This is a genomic window from Micromonospora aurantiaca ATCC 27029 (genome assembly GCF_000145235.1).
Lineage (GTDB): Bacteria > Actinomycetota > Actinomycetes > Mycobacteriales > Micromonosporaceae > Micromonospora > Micromonospora aurantiaca.
The window spans coordinates 748,912-765,216 of record NC_014391.1 but is presented as its reverse complement, the minus strand read 5'-3'; the positions used below and the strand labels follow the sequence as shown (position 1 = coordinate 765,216).

Here is a 16,305-nt window from a genome sequence, read left to right as displayed (position 1 = left end):
GTTGGTCATGCCTCGTCCTCGTTGCCAGGGCCGTCCTCGGTCGCGGTGGCGGCGTCCGGGGTGGCGGCGTCCGGGGTGATGCCAGCCATCAGCAGGCCGATCTCCTCACGCGGGGTGTCCGGGCCGACGATGCCGATGATCCGCCCGCGGTACATGACCGCGATCCGGTCGGCCAGGCCGATCACCTCGTCCAGTTCGCTGGAGACCACCATGACCGCGGTGCCGATGTCCCGTTCGCGGATGACCCGGCTGTGGATGAACTCGATCGAGCCGACGTCCACGCCCCGGGTGGGCTGGGCGGCGATGAAGAGCTTCAGCGGCCGGGACAGCTCCCGGGCCACGATCACCTTCTGCTGGTTGCCGCCGGAGAGCGTGCCGACCGCCGCGTCGGCCGAGGAGGTACGGACGTCGAACTGCTCGATCCGCTCCCGCGCCGACTTCGCGATGGCCTCGGGCTTGAGCGACAGGCCCTTGCCGAACGGCGGCCGGTCGTAGATGTCGAGCACCAGGTTCTCCGCCACGGAGAACTCCTTGACCAGGCCGTCCACGCTGCGGTCCTCCGGCACGTAGCCGACGCCGGCGCGGAGCACCTTCTTGGTCGACCAGCCGTGCGTCGGCTCGCCGTCGAGGCTGATCGTGCCGGCGAGCACCGGGCGCAGGCCCATGATCGCCTCGATCAGCTCGGTCTGGCCGTTGCCCTGCACGCCCGCCACGCCGAGCACCTCGCCGGCGTGCACCGTGAGGTCGACGCCGTCGACCGCGCGTACCTGCCGGTCGTCGTCCACGACCAGGCCGGCGACCTCCAGGATCGGCTTGCCGGGGGTGCCAGGCTTCTTGTCCACCGTCAGCCGGACGCTGCGTCCCACCATCAGCGCGGCCAGCTCGTCCCGGCTGGCGCTCGGCTCGGCGGTGCCGACGGTCTTCCCGCGCCGGATCACCGTGATCCGGTCGGCGATCGCCTTCACCTCGCCCAGCTTGTGGGTGATGAACACGATCGACTTGCCGGCGGCCTTGAGCGACCGCATGACGGTGAGCAGTTCCTCGGTCTCCTGCGGCGTGAGCACGGCCGTGGGCTCGTCGAGGATCAGCAGGTCGACGTCGCGGGTGAGGGCCTTGACGATCTCCACCCGCTGCTGGATGCCGACCGGCAGGTCCTCGATCACCGCGTCCGGGTCGACGCGCAGGTTGTACCGCTCGGAGACCTCGGCGACCTCGCGCCGGGCACGCCGGCGGTCGAGGATGCCGGCGAAGGGCCCCCTGACCTGCTCGGCGCCGAGCATCACGTTCTCGGCCACGGTGAAGACCGGTACCAGCATGAAGTGCTGGTGCACCATCCCGATCCCGGCGGCGATCGCGTCCGACGGGCCCTTGAGCTTCAGCGGCTTGCCGTCGACCAGGATCTCGCCCTCGTCCGGCTGGTAGAGGCCGTAGAGCACGTTCATCAGGGTCGACTTGCCGGCGCCGTTCTCGCCGAGCAGGGCGTGGATCTCTCCAGGCTCCACCGTCAGGTCGATGTGGTCGTTGGCGACCAGATCACCGAACCGTTTGGTGATGCCGCGCAGTTCGAGTCTCAGCGCAACCTCCTGGAGTGCGAGCGATGGTGCAGCGTAGCGACCTGCCGCGCCGCCACCACGCCGGGTGGGGATGTTCGGGGGATTCAAGGTGATCGGCCGCCCCGGCGCCGGGGTACCTTCCCCGTTGCGCCGGGACGGCCGGATCGTCAAACCTGGTGCCCGCCGGCCCCCGCTGCCGATGATCGCACCGCGGCGGCCGGCGGGACCGTCACTTGGTCGGCTGGGCCTTCGAGGTGACGGTGATGGTGCCGGCGGCGATGTCCGCCTTGATCTTGTCGACCTCGGCCTTCAGGTCCGCGGGGACCTTGCTCTCGAAGTCGTGGTACGGGGCGATCGAGACGCCGGTGTTGGCCAGCGTGCCGACGAAGCCCGGGGTGGACTGGAGCTTCTCGCCACCGGCGGCCTTCACCACGGCCTCCTTGACGGCCTCGGGGATGTTCTTGACGACGGTGGTCAGGATCACCCCGCAGTCCGGGGTGCTCTCGCAGCCGTCGATGTCCACCCAGACGACCGAGTACTTGCCGCCCGCGGCCTTGGCCGCGGAGGTGGTGCCGAGACCGGCGCCACCGGCGACCGGCATCACGACGTCGGCGCCCTGAGCGACCAGCGCGTCGGAGACCTTCTTGCCCTCGTCCTGCTTCTCGAACGAGTTCGCGAAGGAGCCCTTCTGGGCGGCCTTGTCCCAGCCCAGAACCTGGACGTTCTTGCTCTTGGCCTTGTTGTAGTACGCCACGCCGTCGGCGAAGCCGTCCATGAAGATGGTGACCGGCGGGATCGGCAGGCCACCGTAGGTGCCGACCTTGCCGGACTTGCTCATCCCGGCGGCCAGGTAACCGGCCTGGAACGCGGCCTGCGCGGTGTCGAACTGCATCGGGTAGACGTTCGACACACCCGGGTTGGCGTCGACGATGCCGAACTGCTGGTTCGGGTTCTTCTCAGCCGCCGCCTTGGTGGCGTCCGACATCAGGCCACCGACGGCCAGGATGAAGTCGCACTTCTGGTTGACGAACCCGGTCAGGTTGACCTCGTAGTCCGCCTCGGCCTTCGACTGGACGTTCTTGATCTCGATCTTGTCGTTCTCCTTCTGCGCCTCCTGGAGGCCCTTCCAGGCCGAGGCGTTGAAGGACTTGTCGTCGATGCCGCCGACGTCGGTCACCATGCAGGCGCTGAACTTCTTGCCACCGTCGCCGCCGGCGTTCTTGTCGTCGTCCGGAGCCTCACCACACGCGGCAGCGCCCAGCACGAGTCCACCCGCCACGATGGCGGAGGCGATCCGCATCCCACGCACAGAGCGCAAGACGTCTCCTTCCCCTTGCACACCGCGTCGTGCGCGGTGCACAGCCCTTCGCCGGCCTGCGGTGTGCCGCCGGCGTCCCACGTTACGGACGGGAGCGTACGCCCGCGCCCACCCACCGGCCGACAATCGTGCACGACTGTTGAGCGTCTGTTACCCCGGTGTAACCCTTGGGTGGGGCACGTCACTTCTCATGCCGGCAGGCGCGCACGGTGGTGTCGCGAACGTCCGTTTTCCCGAGCTTCCCCGACTCCTGGCGAACTAACGCCAGAACACCGCGACGGCAGCGTTGACCAGCGTCAACCCGACGATCGCGAGGAAGTGGCCACGGTTGACGGTCTCCCGCTTACGGGAGAAGAAGACCATGACGAAGATGAGCAGCGCGAGCACCAACTTGGTAACAAGTTTCGCCGGGGCCGGCTCGTCCCCGTCCCGCAGCGGAGCGGACAGCCCGATGCCGGTGAGGATCTGGATGATCGCGCCCCAGAGCATGGCGGCGTTGATCCGCAGCCGGCCGGTGACGTACTGGGCGATCGCACCACCGAGCAGCAGCGCGAAGCCGATCAGATGGACGTAGAGAAGAATCAGTCGAAGAGCTTCCACGCGGCCCATCCTCCCTCATCAACGACGCTTCGTAGTAGTCACCCCGCCGACCTGCCGTCATACCGTGACCCGCCCTCCCGCCCCCTCCCGCCCCCCTCCCCCGCGATCTTGCAGTTACCGCCCCGGCTCCGGGACGAATGCCGCGCGCCACGGGCCGGAACCGCAAGATCGCGGGGGCGGGAGAGTGGGTGGGTGGGTGGGTGGGTGGGGCGAGGGCTAGCGCAGGCGCCAGACCTGGAACGTGGGGCCGTCCGCGGGGAGGGTCACCGTGCCGTCGGCGTCGGGGTGGAGGGCGGGGGCGTCGCCGTAGACGTTGTCTCCGGCTCCCACGCCGGTCAGGCGGACCGGGGTGCCGGGGGCGCGGCGGGCCAGCACCAGCACCGTCGACGAGGGCGCCTCGCGCAGGAAGACCAGCGTGTCCGCGTCCGCGTGCACCCACCGCAGGCCGCCGTGCCGCAGCGCCGGCTCGTCGCGGCGCAGCGTCAGCAACGACCGGTACGCGTCGAACGTGCGCCGGTCCCAGCTCTGGCGCCGGTGCCACGGCATCGGGGTACGCGAGCCCTCGCCGTTCGTGCCGGTCAGGCCCAGCTCGTCCCCGGCGAAGACCACAGGCGTGCCGGGCATGGTGGCGAGCAGTCCGGCCGCCACCTCCTGCCGGGCCGCGTCGCCGACCACGGTGCGGATCCGGGCCGAGTCGTGCGAGCCGAGCAGCTGCCACGAGTGCGTGTACGACCGCCAGGACACCAGCGACCGGTAGGTGTTCATGGTGGCGAGCACCGCGCCCGCGTCGCGCCGCCGTACCCCGCCCGGGGTGCCGAGGAAGTTCGGCACCGGCTCGTCGCCGTGGCGCAGCCAGGACCAGACCGGGTCGGTGAAGCCGACGTAGTTCATCGTCCCGTGCCAGCCGTCGCGGTCCAGGTCACCGGTGTGGTCGTGGCCGTGCTCGGCGAGCAGCAGCCCGTCCGGCCGGGTGTCGGCGACCACCTCGCGCAGCAGCCGCGCCACCTCGTGGGTGTACGCGTCCGCACCGCGCCGCCCGGTCATGTTCGCCACGTCCACCCGCCAGCCGTCCAGCCCGTACGGCGGGCGCAGCCAGCGGCGCAGCAGCGAGTCCTCGGCGGTGGCGAACCGGCGGCGCAGTTCGGCGCTGCCCCAGTTCAGCTTCGGCAGCGACTTCACCCCGTTCCACGACTCGTAGTCCGAGCCGGGCAGGTCGAAGTAGTACAGCTCCCGTTCGGGCGCGTTGACGTCGGAGACGGCGGCGGTGAACCAGTGGTGGGCGTCGCCGGTGTGGTTGCTGGTGATGTCGCCGAGCAGCCGCCAGCCCCGGGCATGCACCGCGTCGGCGAGCCGGGCCAGCGCCGCGTCGCCGCCGAGCAGCGGGTCGACGGTGTCGAAGCTCGACGCGTCGTACCTGTGGTTGGACCGCGCCGGAAAGACCGGCGTGAGGTAGACGGTGTTGACGCCGAGCCGGTCCAGGTGGTCCAGGTGCTCGGTGACGCCGTCGAGGTCGCCGCCGTAGAACTGGTGGGGCGTCTCCGGGCCGCGGCCGACGACCGGGGTGTCCCAGTCGCACGGAATCGCCCAGTCCGGCGCGGTCCGGCCGTCGGCGGCGGCCGAGCGGGCGAACCGGTCCGGGAAGATCTGGTAGATCACCGCGTCCCGGGCCCAGGCCGGCGGCGGGGCGTAGCTGACCAGCTTGAAGTCGCCGTTGTCCGGCACGTCGTGGCCGGCCAGCCCGGCCGCGTTGAGCCAGCGGGTGCCGCGTTCGCCGTCGAGCAGGAAGCGGTAGTTGCTGACCGGGTTGCGGACCTCGACGTCGGCCCGCCACCACACGTCGCCGTTCTCGGTGCGGTCGATCCGCGCCTCGGCGAAGCGCGGCTCGCCGTCGCCGGTGGTGCGCACGTGTACCTGGGAGACGCCGGTTCCGGCCGGTACCCGGACGAAGACCGGCACGGTCTGCCCGAGCGCGGGCTCCTGCTCCGGGACGTAGGTTGCGGAGCCGTCGTGGTGCGGCTGAAGGGACATGGTGCTGCCTTTCGCGTCGTACCGACAGGGAGAGGGGGCGGGCACCCGCCGCGGTCGGTTCACCCGACCGCGGCGGTCCGCCCGAGAACCGCTCCGGTGTACGCCGACACGACGCCCTTGCCGCAGCGTGAGCCGAGGAGGCTCAGCCCTTGACCGCTCCGGAGGTGAGTCCGGAGACGATGTAGCGCTGGAGCAGTTGGAACACCAGCACCGTCGGGATCGCGGTGAGCAGCGTGCCCGCCGCGAACATCCCGAAGTTGTTGTTGCGCTCGCCCGCGACCAGGCCGAACATGCCGACCGCGAGGGTCTTCGACTCGGGTTCGGTGAGGAACACGTTGGCGATGATGAACTCGTTGATCGACCCGATGAACGCGAGCAGGCCGGTCACCGCCAGGATCGGCGCCACCAGCGGCAGCATGATCCGGAAGAAGACCTGCACGTGCGACGCGCCGTCCATGGTCGCCGACTCGTCCAGCTCCTTCGGCAGCGTGTCGAAGAAGCCCTTCATCAGCCAGGTGTTCGCGCCGAGCGCCCCACCCATGTAGAGCAGGAACAGGCCCCACGGGGTGTTGAACCCGATCACCGGGTAGAGGTCGGTGAGCGTGGTGAAGATCAGGAAGATCGCCACGATCGCCAGGAACTGCGGGAACATCTGGATCAGCAGCAGCGCGAGCAGGCCGACCCGGCGCCCGGCGAAGCGCATCCGGGAGAACGCGTACGCCGCGAGCGACGACAGGAAGATCGACGCGAAGCTGGCCACGCCCGCGAGCAGCAGCGAGTTGAGGAACCAGTGGCCGAACGCGGTCTTGTCGAACAGGTTCGTGAAGTTCTCCAGCGACGCCCCGGTCGGCAGCAGCTCGGTGGAGGAGAGCGTGCCGAGCGGGTTGAACGCCGCCGAGATCACGAACAGGATCGGGAAGAGGCTGAACGCCACCGCCAGCACTCCGACCAGGTGCCGCCAGCCCACCTGTGCGAACCAGCGGCCGCGCGAGCGGCGGGCCGGCCGGCGGGTGGTCGTGGGCGTCTCCGCGATGGTGGTCACGAGTACACCTCCTCCTGCTTGCGGGTCCGCCGGAAGCTGATCGCCGACACCGTCGCCACGATCGCGAAGATGAAGATCGAGACGGTGGCGGCCAGGCCGAACTCGGCGCCCTGTGCGCCGAACGCGAGCCGGTACGTGTAGGTGATCAGCAGGTCGGTGGCGCCGTTGGTCGGGTTGTCCGGCGCGAACGGGCCGCCCTCGGTGGTGAACAGGATCGCGTTGACGTTGTTGAAGTTGTACGCGAACGACGCGATCAGCAGCGGCGACAGCGCCACCAGCAGCAGCGGCAGGGTGACCGCCCGGAACGACTGCCAGGGCGACGCGCCGTCGACCGAGGTCGCCTCGGTCAGCTCCCGCGGAATGGCCTGCAAGGCGCCGGTGGCGACCAGGAACATGTACGGGTAGCCGAGCCAGAGCTGCACCAGGAGCACCGCGATCCGGGCCGACCAGTTGCCGCCGAACCAGTCGACGTCCAGCCCGAACAGGTTGTTGAGCAGGCCGAAGTCGGTGTTGAACATGTCCCGCCAGATCAGCAGCATGGCGAACGACGGCATGGCGTACGGCAGGATCAGCACCATCCGGTACAGGTTGGTGCCGCGCATCCGGGGTGAGTGCAGCGCGAGCGCGATGGCCATGCCGAGCAGGAACGTCAGCCCGGTGGAGCCGATCGCGAACGCGAAGTTCCAGGCGAGCGTGCCGAAGAACGGGCCGGAGATGTTCGGGTTGGTGAGCACGGTGCTGAAGTTCTTCAGCCCGACGTCGACCTTCCAGCCCTGGGCGAGGCGCTCGCCGTCGGCGGCGACGAAGGAGCCGGACTTCTCGTCGGCGGTCCACGTCCTGCCGGTCTCGCTGTCCTTGACGCAGTCGCATCCGGCGTCGTACGCCCGGATGGCCTTGCCCTCGTACGCCCGGGTCAGGCCGTTGGAGCGGATGGCACCCTCGTCGGTGGGCACGATGAGCGCGGTGACGGCGTCGCTGCGGTTGCTGGCCTGCCCGATGTTCAGCAGGGTGTAGCCGTCCGCCGCGGTGATCTTGCCGCTGAGGCTGCTCACCTCGACGTCGGCGGCGTCGAGCTTGCGCAGCCCGTCCGCGTCGCCGGCGAAGACGTCCTTGGTCTTCGGGTCGCTGAGCAGGAAGGTCAGGGCGCCGGTCGCCGGGTCGCCCTTGGTGGCGATGGTGAGGTTGTACTCGGTCGAGCCGGGCACCTGCTTCACCGAGGCGGTCTGCACGGCGACGATCGCGTCGTCCTTGCTGCCGCGGTGGCCGTCGCCGAAGTTCGTGAACGCGGTGCTCGCGGTGTAGAGCACCGGGAAGACCTGGAACGCGATCAGGAAGAGCGTGCCGGGGACCAGGTACTTGGCCGGGATGTGCCGGCGGCTCAGATAGAGGTAGAACAGGCCGGCGGTGGTGACCGCCAGGACGCCCAGCGCGAGCCAGTGTTCGGCCTCGATGAGCGGGAAGGCCGCCCAGATCGCGATCCCGGCCACCAGGCCGAGCAGGACCACCTTGACGACGAGGCCGGTCGCGGTGATCGGCGCGTGTTGCCGCGCGGTACGGGACGTGCGCGGGAGCCCACGGCGTACGGGCTCCCGGCCCGGGGCCTGCGGTGCAGACCCCGGGCCGGACAGCGGCGCGCTCATTACTTGATCTGACCCTGGATGGTCTTGCCGGCGGCCGTGATCGTCTTGGCCGGGTCGGCGCCACCGATGATGGCGGCCTCCGCCTTGCCGAACGGATCCCAGATCGCGGCCATGGCCGGGATCGCCGGGAGCACCTGGCCGTTCTTTCCGGCCTCGGAGAACTTGGCCAGGTCCGGGTCCTCGCCCTTGACCTGGTCGAAGGCGGCGGTCAGCGCCGGCGGGCGCGGCTCGGCCTTGTACAGCGCGACGGCCAGCTCGGGCTTGGTCACGTAGTTGGTGACGAACTCCTGGGCCAGGGCCTTGTTCTTGCCCTTGGCGGCCACGTAGAACGCCTGGACGCCCACGAACGGCTGGGCCTCCTTGCCACCGGCGAAGCCGGGGACCGGGGAGATGTCGTAGGAGATGTTGGCCTTCTTGGCGTCGGCCACGGCCCACGGGCCGGAGACCAGGAACGCGCACTTCTTGCCGGTGAAGGTGGCGATGGAGTTCTCGCCGGTGATGGAGCGCTTCAGCGCACCCTCGCCCTTCTCACCCAGCTTGGCGATCTTCTGGAAGGCAGCGATCGACTCCGGCTTGCCCACGCCCAGGTCCTTCGGGTCGTAGTCGCCGTTCGCCGCGGTGCCGAACAGGTAGCCGCCGCCCGAGGTGTAGAGCGGGTAGATGTGGTAGGCGTCGCCGTTCTGGCCGGACTGCAGGCACAGGATCTCGCTGGCCTTCTTCTCCGCCTTGAGCTTCTTGCCGGCGGCGACCAGGTCCTCGATCGTCTTCGGCGCCTCGGGGGCCAGCTCGGTGTTGCGGATCAGCGCGACGTTCTCGGTGGCGTAGGGCACGCCGTAGAGCTGGCCGTTGAACGTGACGGCCTTGATGGCGGTCTCGTTGAAGCCGGACTTCTGCTCGGCCGGGAGCTGCACCGGGTCGATGGCGCCGTTCTGGACCAGGTTGCCGATCCAGTCGTGCGCGCCGACCACGACGTCCGGGCCACTGCCCTGCTGCGAGGCGGTGACGAAGTTGGTCTGCAGGTCCTTGGAGACGGCCTGGACCTCGACGGTCACGCCGTTCTCCTTGCCGAACTCCTCGGCGAACGGCTTGAGGGCGGCCGTGCGCTTGTCGTCGGCCCAGATGACCAGCTTGCCGCCGGTCGCCTTGGCGGACTCGCCGGCGGCCGGCTTGTCGTCGCTGCCGCTGTCACCACAGCCGGAGGCGGCGAGCGCCAGGCCGAGGACGGCGACCACACCCGCGGTACGGATGCGCATCGGTACTCCTGTCGTCATGGCGGCCCGCCGGGGGAAGGGCGGCCCGCCAGTGGAAACCTCTGAAAGTTCTTGCTGACCGGCGCCGAGATGCTGCGCCGCTGCTCTCGCATGTTGCGGGGACGTTAGCAAGAGGTTGCAGAGAATGGAAGGGCTTGCAGAAGTGTACGCAAGACTTTGCCGTTGGGCTAAAGTGCCGCACATGCGCGCTCGACTGTCCGACATCGCCCAACAGGCTGAAGTCAGCGAGGCCACGGTGTCGCGGGTGCTCAACGACCGCCCCGGTGTGGCCCCCGAGACCCGGCAGGCCGTCCTCACCGCCCTCGATGTGCTCGGCTACGAACGACCGGCCCGGCTGCGCAAGCGCAGCGCCGGGCTGGTCGGCCTGGTCGTGCCGGAGCTGGACAACCCGATCTTCCCGGCGTTCGCCCAGATCATCGAGTCCGCGCTCGCCCCCACCGGCTACACGCCGGTGCTCTGCACGCAGACGCCTGGTGGCGTCCGCGAGGACGAGTACGTGGAGATGCTGCTCGACCGGCAGGTCTCCGGCATCGTCTTCGTCTCCGGCCTGCACGCCGACACCGCCGCGGACCACGACCGCTACCGCACGCTGCTGGCCCGGCCGCTGCCGATCGTCATGATCAACGGGTACGCCCCCGGCATCCCCGCGCCGTTCGTCTCCTGCGACGACCGCGAGTCGGCGGAACTCGCCGTCGCCCACCTGGTCGCGCTCGGGCACCGCCGGATCGGCCTGATCACCGGCCCGGACCGGTTCGTGCCGGTGCAGCGCAAGGTCGCCGGCTACAAGGCCGCGATGGGGCGCCTGACCGACATCAGCGAGGACGAGCTGGCCGAGCTGACGGAGCTGTCCCTGTTCGGCGTGGAGGGCGGCGAGGCGGCCGCGGGCCGGCTCATCGAGCGCGGCGCGACCGGGCTGGTCTGCGGCTCGGACCTGATGGCGCTCGGCGCGATCCGGGCCGCCCGCCAGCGCGGGCTGTCGGTGCCGGGCGACATCTCCGTGGTCGGGTACGACGACTCCCCGCTGATGGCGTTCACCGACCCGCCGCTGACCACCGTGCGCCAGCCGGTCGCCGCCATGGCCGTGGCCGCGGTGCGGGCCCTGGTCGACGAGATCAACGGCCACCCCTCCCCGAACTCCGAGTACCTGTTCCGGCCCGAGCTGGTGGTACGCGGCTCCACAGCGGTGGCCCGCCCCGCCGACCCCCCGAAGCGCCAGCGCTCCGCCACCCCGTCCCTCCCCATCCCCGCCTGACCCCACCCGCCCTTGAGCGGGGGCGATCATGAGGTTGGCGGGGACAAATCGGGCGACGAAGGCCGTCAACCTCATGATCGACGGGAGTCGGCGGGTGGTGAGGGTGGGTTGGTGTCCCGGGATTCGGGAGAGGGTGCCGGAGCAGCGGCGGGTGATGGCCGTCATTTCTTGCGCAAGGAATGCTTGACTCTTGCAGTGCGATGGCGGCATTCTGCTCAGACACCCTGCGCCGCACCAGAAGCCGCCACAGAACGGGATCGACACCGATGACCTCCGTCCCCAGCACCACCCCACGCACCGCCGACGACGACTGGTGGCGGTCCGCGGTCGTCTACCAGGTGTACGTCCGCAGCTTCGCTGATGCGAACGCCGACGGTGTGGGTGACCTCCAGGGCATCCGGCAGCGCCTGCCGTACCTGCGCGACCTCGGCGTGGACGCGCTCTGGCTGACGCCGTTCTACACGTCGCCGCAGGTCGACGCCGGCTACGACGTGGCCGACTACCGCGACGTCGACCCGCTGTTCGGCAACCTGACCGACTTCGACGAGATGATCACCGACGCGCACGCGCTCGGCCTGCGGATCATCGTGGACATGGTGCCGAACCACACCTCCAGCGCGCACCCGTGGTTCGCCGCCGCGCTGGCCGCCGGACCGGGTTCGCCGGAGCGTGAGCGCTACCTGTTCGCCGACGGCAAGGGCGAGCAGGGCGAGCTGCCGCCGAACGACTGGGAGAGCATCTTCGGCGGTCCGGCGTGGACGCGCGTGGTCGACGGCCAGTGGTACCTGCACCTGTTCGACCCGGCCCAGCCCGACCTGAACTGGCGCCACCCGGAGGTGCGGGCCGAGTTCGAGGACGTGCTGCGCTTCTGGCTGGACCGTGGCGTGGACGGCTTCCGGATCGACGTGGCGCACGGAATGATCAAGGCCGAGGGCCTGCCGGACGTGGGCTTCAACTCGATGACCACCGGCCAGCGCCAGTCCGAGCTGCTGGGCAAGGGCCGGCTGCCGTACTTCGACCAGGACGAGGTGCACGACATCTACCGCGCCTGGCGGCCGATCCTGGACAGCTACCCGGGTGGCCGGATGGCGGTCGCCGAGGCGTGGGCCGAGACGCCGCAGCGGCTGGCCCGCTACATCGGCCCGGACGAGCTGCACCAGGCGTTCAGCTTCGACTTCCTCGACGCCACCTGGTCGGCCGACTCGTTCCGCAAGGTGATCGACACGGCGCTGGCCGAGTCCACGATCGTGGGCGCGCCGACCACCTGGGTGCTCTCCAACCACGACCGGCAGCGGCACGTCACCCGGTACGGCGACGGCGAGGTCGGCCTGCGCCGTGCCCGTGCCGCCGCGCTGCTGATGTTCGCGCTGCCCGGCTGCGCGTACGTCTACCAGGGCGAGGAACTGGGCCTGCCGGAGGTGCTCGACCTTCCCGACGAGCTGCGTCAGGACCCGGCGTTCCGGCGCACCGGGGAGAGCCGGGACGGCTGCCGCGTGCCGATCCCGTGGGGCGGCGAGCTGCCCCCGTACGGCTTCGGGCCGGACGGCAGCGAGCTGAGCTGGCTGCCGGCGCCGGCGACCTGGCGGTCGCTGTCGGTGGCCGCCCAGACCGGGGTGCCCGGCTCGACACTGGAGCTGTACCGGACCGCGCTGCGCACCCGGCACGAGCACCCGGCGCTGGCCGGCCTGGACGCCATCACCTGGCTGGAGACCGAGCCCGGCGTCCTGGCGTTCCGCCGCACCGCCGGGGACGCCGAGGTGACCTGCGTGGTGAACATCAGCGGCGCCGAGGTGACTGTGAGCGGCTACGGCCGCCCGCTCGTCGCCAGCGCCGAACTCACCGAGCGGGGCGACGGACACGTCCTGCCGGTGGACGCGGCTGCGTGGTTCGAACGGCGCTGAGCCGGGTAACCCGCCAACGACCTGGCCGTCCGTTGTGCCCCGCGCCGACGGGCGGCTGGGCTGCCGACCCCTTGTGGTGGGGGGTGAGGTGGCCCCGGCCCCTCGGGAGTCCGCTCCCGGGGGGCCGGCGTCCATCGGGGAGCGCGCGCGTCCTCAGCCGCCCTTGGCGGTGAGCAGCGCGGCGATCCGGGCGAACCCGGCCCGGATCTCCTCCCGGTCGGGCGCCTCCACCGGCTCGGGCTCCGGCTCGCGTTCGGCGGCCCGTTCCAGTTCCTCGTCGATGACGTCCTCGAAGTCGCCGTAGAGGTCCGCCTGGTCGATCTCGGCCGCCTCGTCCTCGGCGGCGATCTGCGCGGCCGCGATCTCGCCGCGGATCTCCTCCGGTGTGAGCGCCGGCAGCAGCGGCTCCACCACCGCCATCAACTGCTCGTCGGCCACCACCGCCTCGGCCAGCGCCAGCGCGTGCGGTCGCTCGTACGGGCCGCAGACCACCGGCTCCCAGTCGTCCTCGGCACCGAGCGGGCCGAACGTGATGATCCACGGCAGACTCCGGATCGGGGAGTCGTCCGGCAGGTCCAGTGTCACGAGTGCGCCCACCGGCCCATCATGGTCGCCGCACATCGGCCCGGGGAACGCATTCATCGGACTCTCCCCGCTTCGGGGACCACGCTCAGCCACGCGTACCGGCGTCCAGCGCCGCACGGACCAGCGCGACAGCCCGCTCCGGCGCGACACCCAGGCGCCGCGCCTCGGCGGCGTACTCGGCGGCGGCCCGGTGCAGCCGGTCGGTGGCGTCGTCCCGGCCGGGGGCCACCACCGTGCCGTGCCGGCCGCGCGTCTCCACCAGGCCGGCGCCCTCCAGTTCCCGGTACGCCCGCGCCACGGTGTTCACCGCCAGCCCCAGGTCGGCGGCGAGCTGCCGCACGGCCGGGAGCCGGGTGCCCACCGGCAGCCGCCCGTCGCCGATGCGCGCGGCGAACTGCGCCCGCACCTGCTCGTACGGCGGCACCGCCGACTCGGCGTCGATCCGGATCCGCGCGCTCATCCCGCTCCCCCCGGTGTGCCCGGTTCCGTCTCCTCGTCAAGCACGTCCGCCTCCACGTCCACCTCCCGGGCACCGCCCTCGGCCAGGTCCACCACCCGGCCGTACCGGCTGGTGGCGGCGAGCGCGGCGCCGAAGAGCACCAGCTGGTTGAGCAGGTAGAGGTAGAGCAGCAGGCCCACGGCGGTGGCGACCACTGTGTACGCGGGGTTCCGCTCGGTGCGTACCACGTAGTAACGCCCCACGGTGTTCAGCAGGGTGATCCCGACGGCGATGGTCAGGATCGCCGGGCGCAGCCGGCGCCGGCTCATCCGCAGCCGCGGCACTGCGAGCAGCAGCGCGGCGGCGAGCACGGCGTTGACGAGCACGCTCAGCAGCGCGCTGATCGTGGTCAGGCCCACCGAGCCGGTGCTGCGGAGCAGGAAGCGCAGCAGCGACTCCAGCGCGTCCACGGCGGCGACCGAGACGAACAGCAGCACGAAGACCGCGACCAGCACGCCCAGGTCGACAAGCCGCCGCACCACGAGGTTGCCGGGCTGCTGGTTGAAGCCGTACATCAGCCGCTGCGAGGAGCGGATCGCCTCCACCCAGCCGATGCCGGTGAAGACCAGGATGACCAGGCCGACCACGCCGACGGTGCTGCTGCTCTCGGCGATCTGCACCGGGTCGAGGAAGGGCAGGTTCTCCTCCAGGAAGTGGGCCGCGCCGCGGCTGACCTCCTCGTTGTCGCGCAGCACCGCGCCGAAGATCCAGTACGCGACGAGCGCGAGCGCGAACACGGCGAAGAAGCCGTAGTACGCGATGGCGGCGGCGAGCCGCCCGGCGAGCAGGTCGGCGTAGAGCGTCCCGGCCCGCCAGACGTGGTCGAAGACCGACGAGCGGCCCCGGGCCGCGTCGATGCGGCGCCCCACCGCCGCCTCGATCCGGCCGAAGACGTTCACCCCGTCATCCTCGCCGATCTCCGCCCGTGGCGGAGGGGCCCCGGCCGGTCGGATGTTCAGCTCCGGCCGCCGAGCCGGAAGTCGCGGCGGGGCTGCCACCGGGTCGCCCCGCTGTGCGAGAACAGCGTGAACGCGTCCACCTGGAACAACGCGGAGAAGTCGGCCAGGTCCTCGTACGCCCTGTCGAGCACCTCGGGCGGCACGTCCTGCGCCACAGTGACGTGCGGGTGGTACGGGAAGCGCAGCTCGCGCCGCAGCTCGGGGGCCGAGTTGATCGCGGCGGCCAGCAGTTCGCACTCGCTGATCCCGGCCGCCACCGCCACGAACACCACCTGGGTGACCGGGCGGAACGTGCCGGTGCCGCGCAGGTGCAGCGTGAACGGCAGGTGCGCGGCGGCGACCCGGTCCAGGTGCTCCTCGACGGCGGGCAGCGCGCGTACCGGGATCTCGGTGGGCCCGAGGAGGGTGACGTGCGCGGGGACGGCGAGCGGGTCACCGGCCTCGACCCGGCGGCGGGTGAGCAGCCCGCCCCAGGGCTCGGGGACGTCGACCGCGATCCCGATCTGGATCGTGTCCGCGCCGCCCGGCGCCGTGTCACTACCCGCCACGTCGCGCGCCACCCCTCCGGCCACCGGCTGCGTCACCCGTTCCCGCCCGTCCGGGCCGTTACTCGAACCGCACCGGCGGGAAGAAGCCGACCCGCTCGTACGCGTCCCGCAGCGTCCCGGCGGCCACCGACCGGGCCTTCTCCGCGCCCCGCGCCAGCAGCTTGTCGAGCTGGGCCGGGTCGTTCAGGTAGGCGTTCGTGCGTTCCTGGATCGGCGTGACGAACTCCCGCACCACCTCGGCGAGGTCCTTCTTCAGGTCGCCGTAGCCCTTGCCGTCGTACGCGGCGACCAGGTCGTCGACGGACCGGCCGGACAGCGCGGAGTAGATCGTCAGCAGGTTGGTGATGCCCGGCTTGCCCTCGGCGTCGAAGACGATCTCGCGGCCGGTGTCGGTGACCGCCGAGCGGATCTTCTTGGCCGACCGGGCCGGGTCCTCCAGCAGGTCGATGATGCCGGCCGGCGAGGACGACGACTTCGACATCTTGGCCGTCGGATCCTGCAGGTCGGTGATCTTCGCGGTGTCCTTCACGATGTGCGGGGAGGGCACTGTGAAGGTGCGGCCGAACAGCGAGTTGAACCGCTGCGCCAGGTCGCGGGAGAGCTCCAGGTGCTGCCGCTGGTCCTCGCCGACCGGCACCGCGTTCGCCTGGTAGAGCAGGATGTCCGCGGCCTGGAGGATCGGGTACGTGAACAGGCCGACGCTGGCCCGCTCGCTGCCCTGCTTCTGCGACTTGTCCTTGAACTGGGTCATCCGGCCGGCCTCGCCGAAGCCGGTGATGCAGCCGAGCACCCAGGCCAGCTGCGAGTGCTCGGGCACCTGCGACTGCACGAACAGCGTGCTGCGCTCCGGGTCCAGGCCGAGCGCGAACAGCTGCGCGGCGGCGAGCCGGCTGCGGCGCTTGAGCACCAACGGGTCGTGCCCCGCGGTGATCGCGTGCAGGTCGACGACGCAGTAGTAGGCGTCGTGGCTGTCCTGCAACGCCACCCAGTGCCGCAGCGCGCCCAGGTAGTTGCCGAGGTGGAACGAGTCGGCCGTCGGCTGGATGCCGGAGAAGACGCGCGGGCGGGCGGGTACGTCGGACATGGCGGCAATTCTGTCAGCAAGCCCC

Annotated in this window: 14 protein-coding genes; 2 read left to right on the top strand and 12 right to left on the bottom strand. The window is 70.9% G+C overall.

The features are described 5' to 3' along the window. Positions 1-5: 5 nt before the first annotated feature. From MICAU_RS03865 to MICAU_RS03835, 7 genes are all read right to left on the bottom strand, one after another. On the bottom strand, positions 6-1,661 hold the full coding sequence (locus tag MICAU_RS03865; RefSeq protein ID WP_013283978.1) for an ABC transporter ATP-binding protein: 1,656 nt from the start codon (positions 1,659-1,661) through the stop codon (positions 6-8). Positions 1,662-1,782: 121 nt separating this feature from the next. Further along, positions 1,783-2,853 (bottom strand): BMP family lipoprotein, encoded by a 1,071-nt coding sequence (locus MICAU_RS03860; protein WP_030270517.1) that lies wholly within the window; start codon positions 2,851-2,853, stop codon positions 1,783-1,785. Positions 2,854-3,129: 276 nt separating this feature from the next. Next, a complete protein-coding gene (locus tag MICAU_RS03855; protein ID WP_013283976.1) occupies positions 3,130-3,471 on the bottom strand; it encodes a hypothetical protein in 342 nt (113 codons plus the stop codon). Positions 3,472-3,687: 216 nt separating this feature from the next. After that, a complete protein-coding gene (locus tag MICAU_RS03850) occupies positions 3,688-5,499 on the bottom strand; it encodes a glycoside hydrolase family 13 protein (RefSeq protein WP_013283975.1) in 1,812 nt (603 codons plus the stop codon). A 142-nt stretch (positions 5,500-5,641) separates the two neighbouring features. Then, complete coding sequence (locus MICAU_RS03845) at positions 5,642-6,541, bottom strand: sugar ABC transporter permease (protein WP_013283974.1); 900 nt, start codon at positions 6,539-6,541, stop codon at positions 5,642-5,644. Continuing rightward, the gene (locus tag MICAU_RS03840; protein WP_013283973.1) at positions 6,538-8,181 is read right to left on the bottom strand and encodes an ABC transporter permease subunit; all 1,644 of its coding nucleotides are present in this window, start codon (positions 8,179-8,181) and stop codon (positions 6,538-6,540) included. The genes MICAU_RS03845 and MICAU_RS03840 overlap by 4 nt, the downstream gene beginning before the upstream one ends. Next, on the bottom strand, positions 8,181-9,434 hold the full coding sequence (locus tag MICAU_RS03835; RefSeq protein ID WP_013283972.1) for a sugar ABC transporter substrate-binding protein: 1,254 nt from the start codon (positions 9,432-9,434) through the stop codon (positions 8,181-8,183). Before MICAU_RS03835 ends, MICAU_RS03840 begins: the two co-directional genes overlap by 1 nt. A gap of 199 nt (positions 9,435-9,633) precedes the next feature. Here MICAU_RS03835 and MICAU_RS03830 point away from each other — a divergent pair, with 199 nt between their 5' ends. Further along, complete coding sequence (locus MICAU_RS03830; RefSeq protein WP_013283971.1) at positions 9,634-10,704, top strand: LacI family DNA-binding transcriptional regulator; 1,071 nt, start codon at positions 9,634-9,636, stop codon at positions 10,702-10,704. A gap of 266 nt (positions 10,705-10,970) precedes the next feature. Next, complete coding sequence (locus tag MICAU_RS03825) at positions 10,971-12,605, top strand: glycoside hydrolase family 13 protein (RefSeq protein ID WP_013283970.1); 1,635 nt, start codon at positions 10,971-10,973, stop codon at positions 12,603-12,605. 153 nt (positions 12,606-12,758) lie between these two features. Here the strand turns inward: MICAU_RS03825 and MICAU_RS03820 are convergent, their stop codons facing one another. The 5 genes from MICAU_RS03820 to trpS form a co-directional block, all read right to left on the bottom strand. Then, positions 12,759-13,202, bottom strand: coding sequence for a hypothetical protein (locus MICAU_RS03820; RefSeq protein ID WP_030274101.1), 444 nt, complete (start codon positions 13,200-13,202; stop codon positions 12,759-12,761). Positions 13,203-13,275: 73 nt separating this feature from the next. Next, complete coding sequence (locus tag MICAU_RS03815) at positions 13,276-13,650, bottom strand: GntR family transcriptional regulator (RefSeq protein ID WP_013283968.1); 375 nt, start codon at positions 13,648-13,650, stop codon at positions 13,276-13,278. After that, a complete protein-coding gene (locus MICAU_RS03810) occupies positions 13,647-14,588 on the bottom strand; it encodes a YhjD/YihY/BrkB family envelope integrity protein (protein ID WP_013283967.1) in 942 nt (313 codons plus the stop codon). Before MICAU_RS03810 ends, MICAU_RS03815 begins: the two co-directional genes overlap by 4 nt. Before the next feature lie 56 nt (positions 14,589-14,644). Continuing rightward, a complete protein-coding gene (locus MICAU_RS03805) occupies positions 14,645-15,232 on the bottom strand; it encodes a 2'-5' RNA ligase family protein (RefSeq protein WP_013283966.1) in 588 nt (195 codons plus the stop codon). Between the two features lie 22 nt (positions 15,233-15,254). Beyond that, positions 15,255-16,280 carry a tryptophan--tRNA ligase gene (gene trpS / locus MICAU_RS03800; protein ID WP_013283965.1) on the bottom strand — a complete coding sequence of 342 codons (1,026 nt, stop codon included), beginning with the start codon at positions 16,278-16,280 and terminating at the stop codon, positions 15,255-15,257. Positions 16,281-16,305: the final 25 nt, after the last annotated feature.

Coding starts and splice junctions, on each gene's coding strand:
- MICAU_RS03860 (WP_030270517.1), bottom strand. CDS start 2,853: ATGCGGATCGCCTCCGCCATCGTGGCGGGTGGACTCGTGCTGGGCGCT.
- MICAU_RS03850 (WP_013283975.1), bottom strand. CDS start 5,499: ATGTCCCTTCAGCCGCACCACGACGGCTCCGCAACCTACGTCCCGGAG.
- MICAU_RS03840 (WP_013283973.1), bottom strand. CDS start 8,181: ATGAGCGCGCCGCTGTCCGGCCCGGGGTCTGCACCGCAGGCCCCGGGC.
- MICAU_RS03835 (WP_013283972.1), bottom strand. CDS start 9,434: ATGCGCATCCGTACCGCGGGTGTGGTCGCCGTCCTCGGCCTGGCGCTC.
- MICAU_RS03830 (WP_013283971.1), top strand. CDS start 9,634: ATGCGCGCTCGACTGTCCGACATCGCCCAACAGGCTGAAGTCAGCGAG.
- MICAU_RS03825 (WP_013283970.1), top strand. CDS start 10,971: ATGACCTCCGTCCCCAGCACCACCCCACGCACCGCCGACGACGACTGG.
- MICAU_RS03815 (WP_013283968.1), bottom strand. CDS start 13,650: ATGAGCGCGCGGATCCGGATCGACGCCGAGTCGGCGGTGCCGCCGTAC.
- trpS (WP_013283965.1), bottom strand. CDS start 16,280: ATGTCCGACGTACCCGCCCGCCCGCGCGTCTTCTCCGGCATCCAGCCG.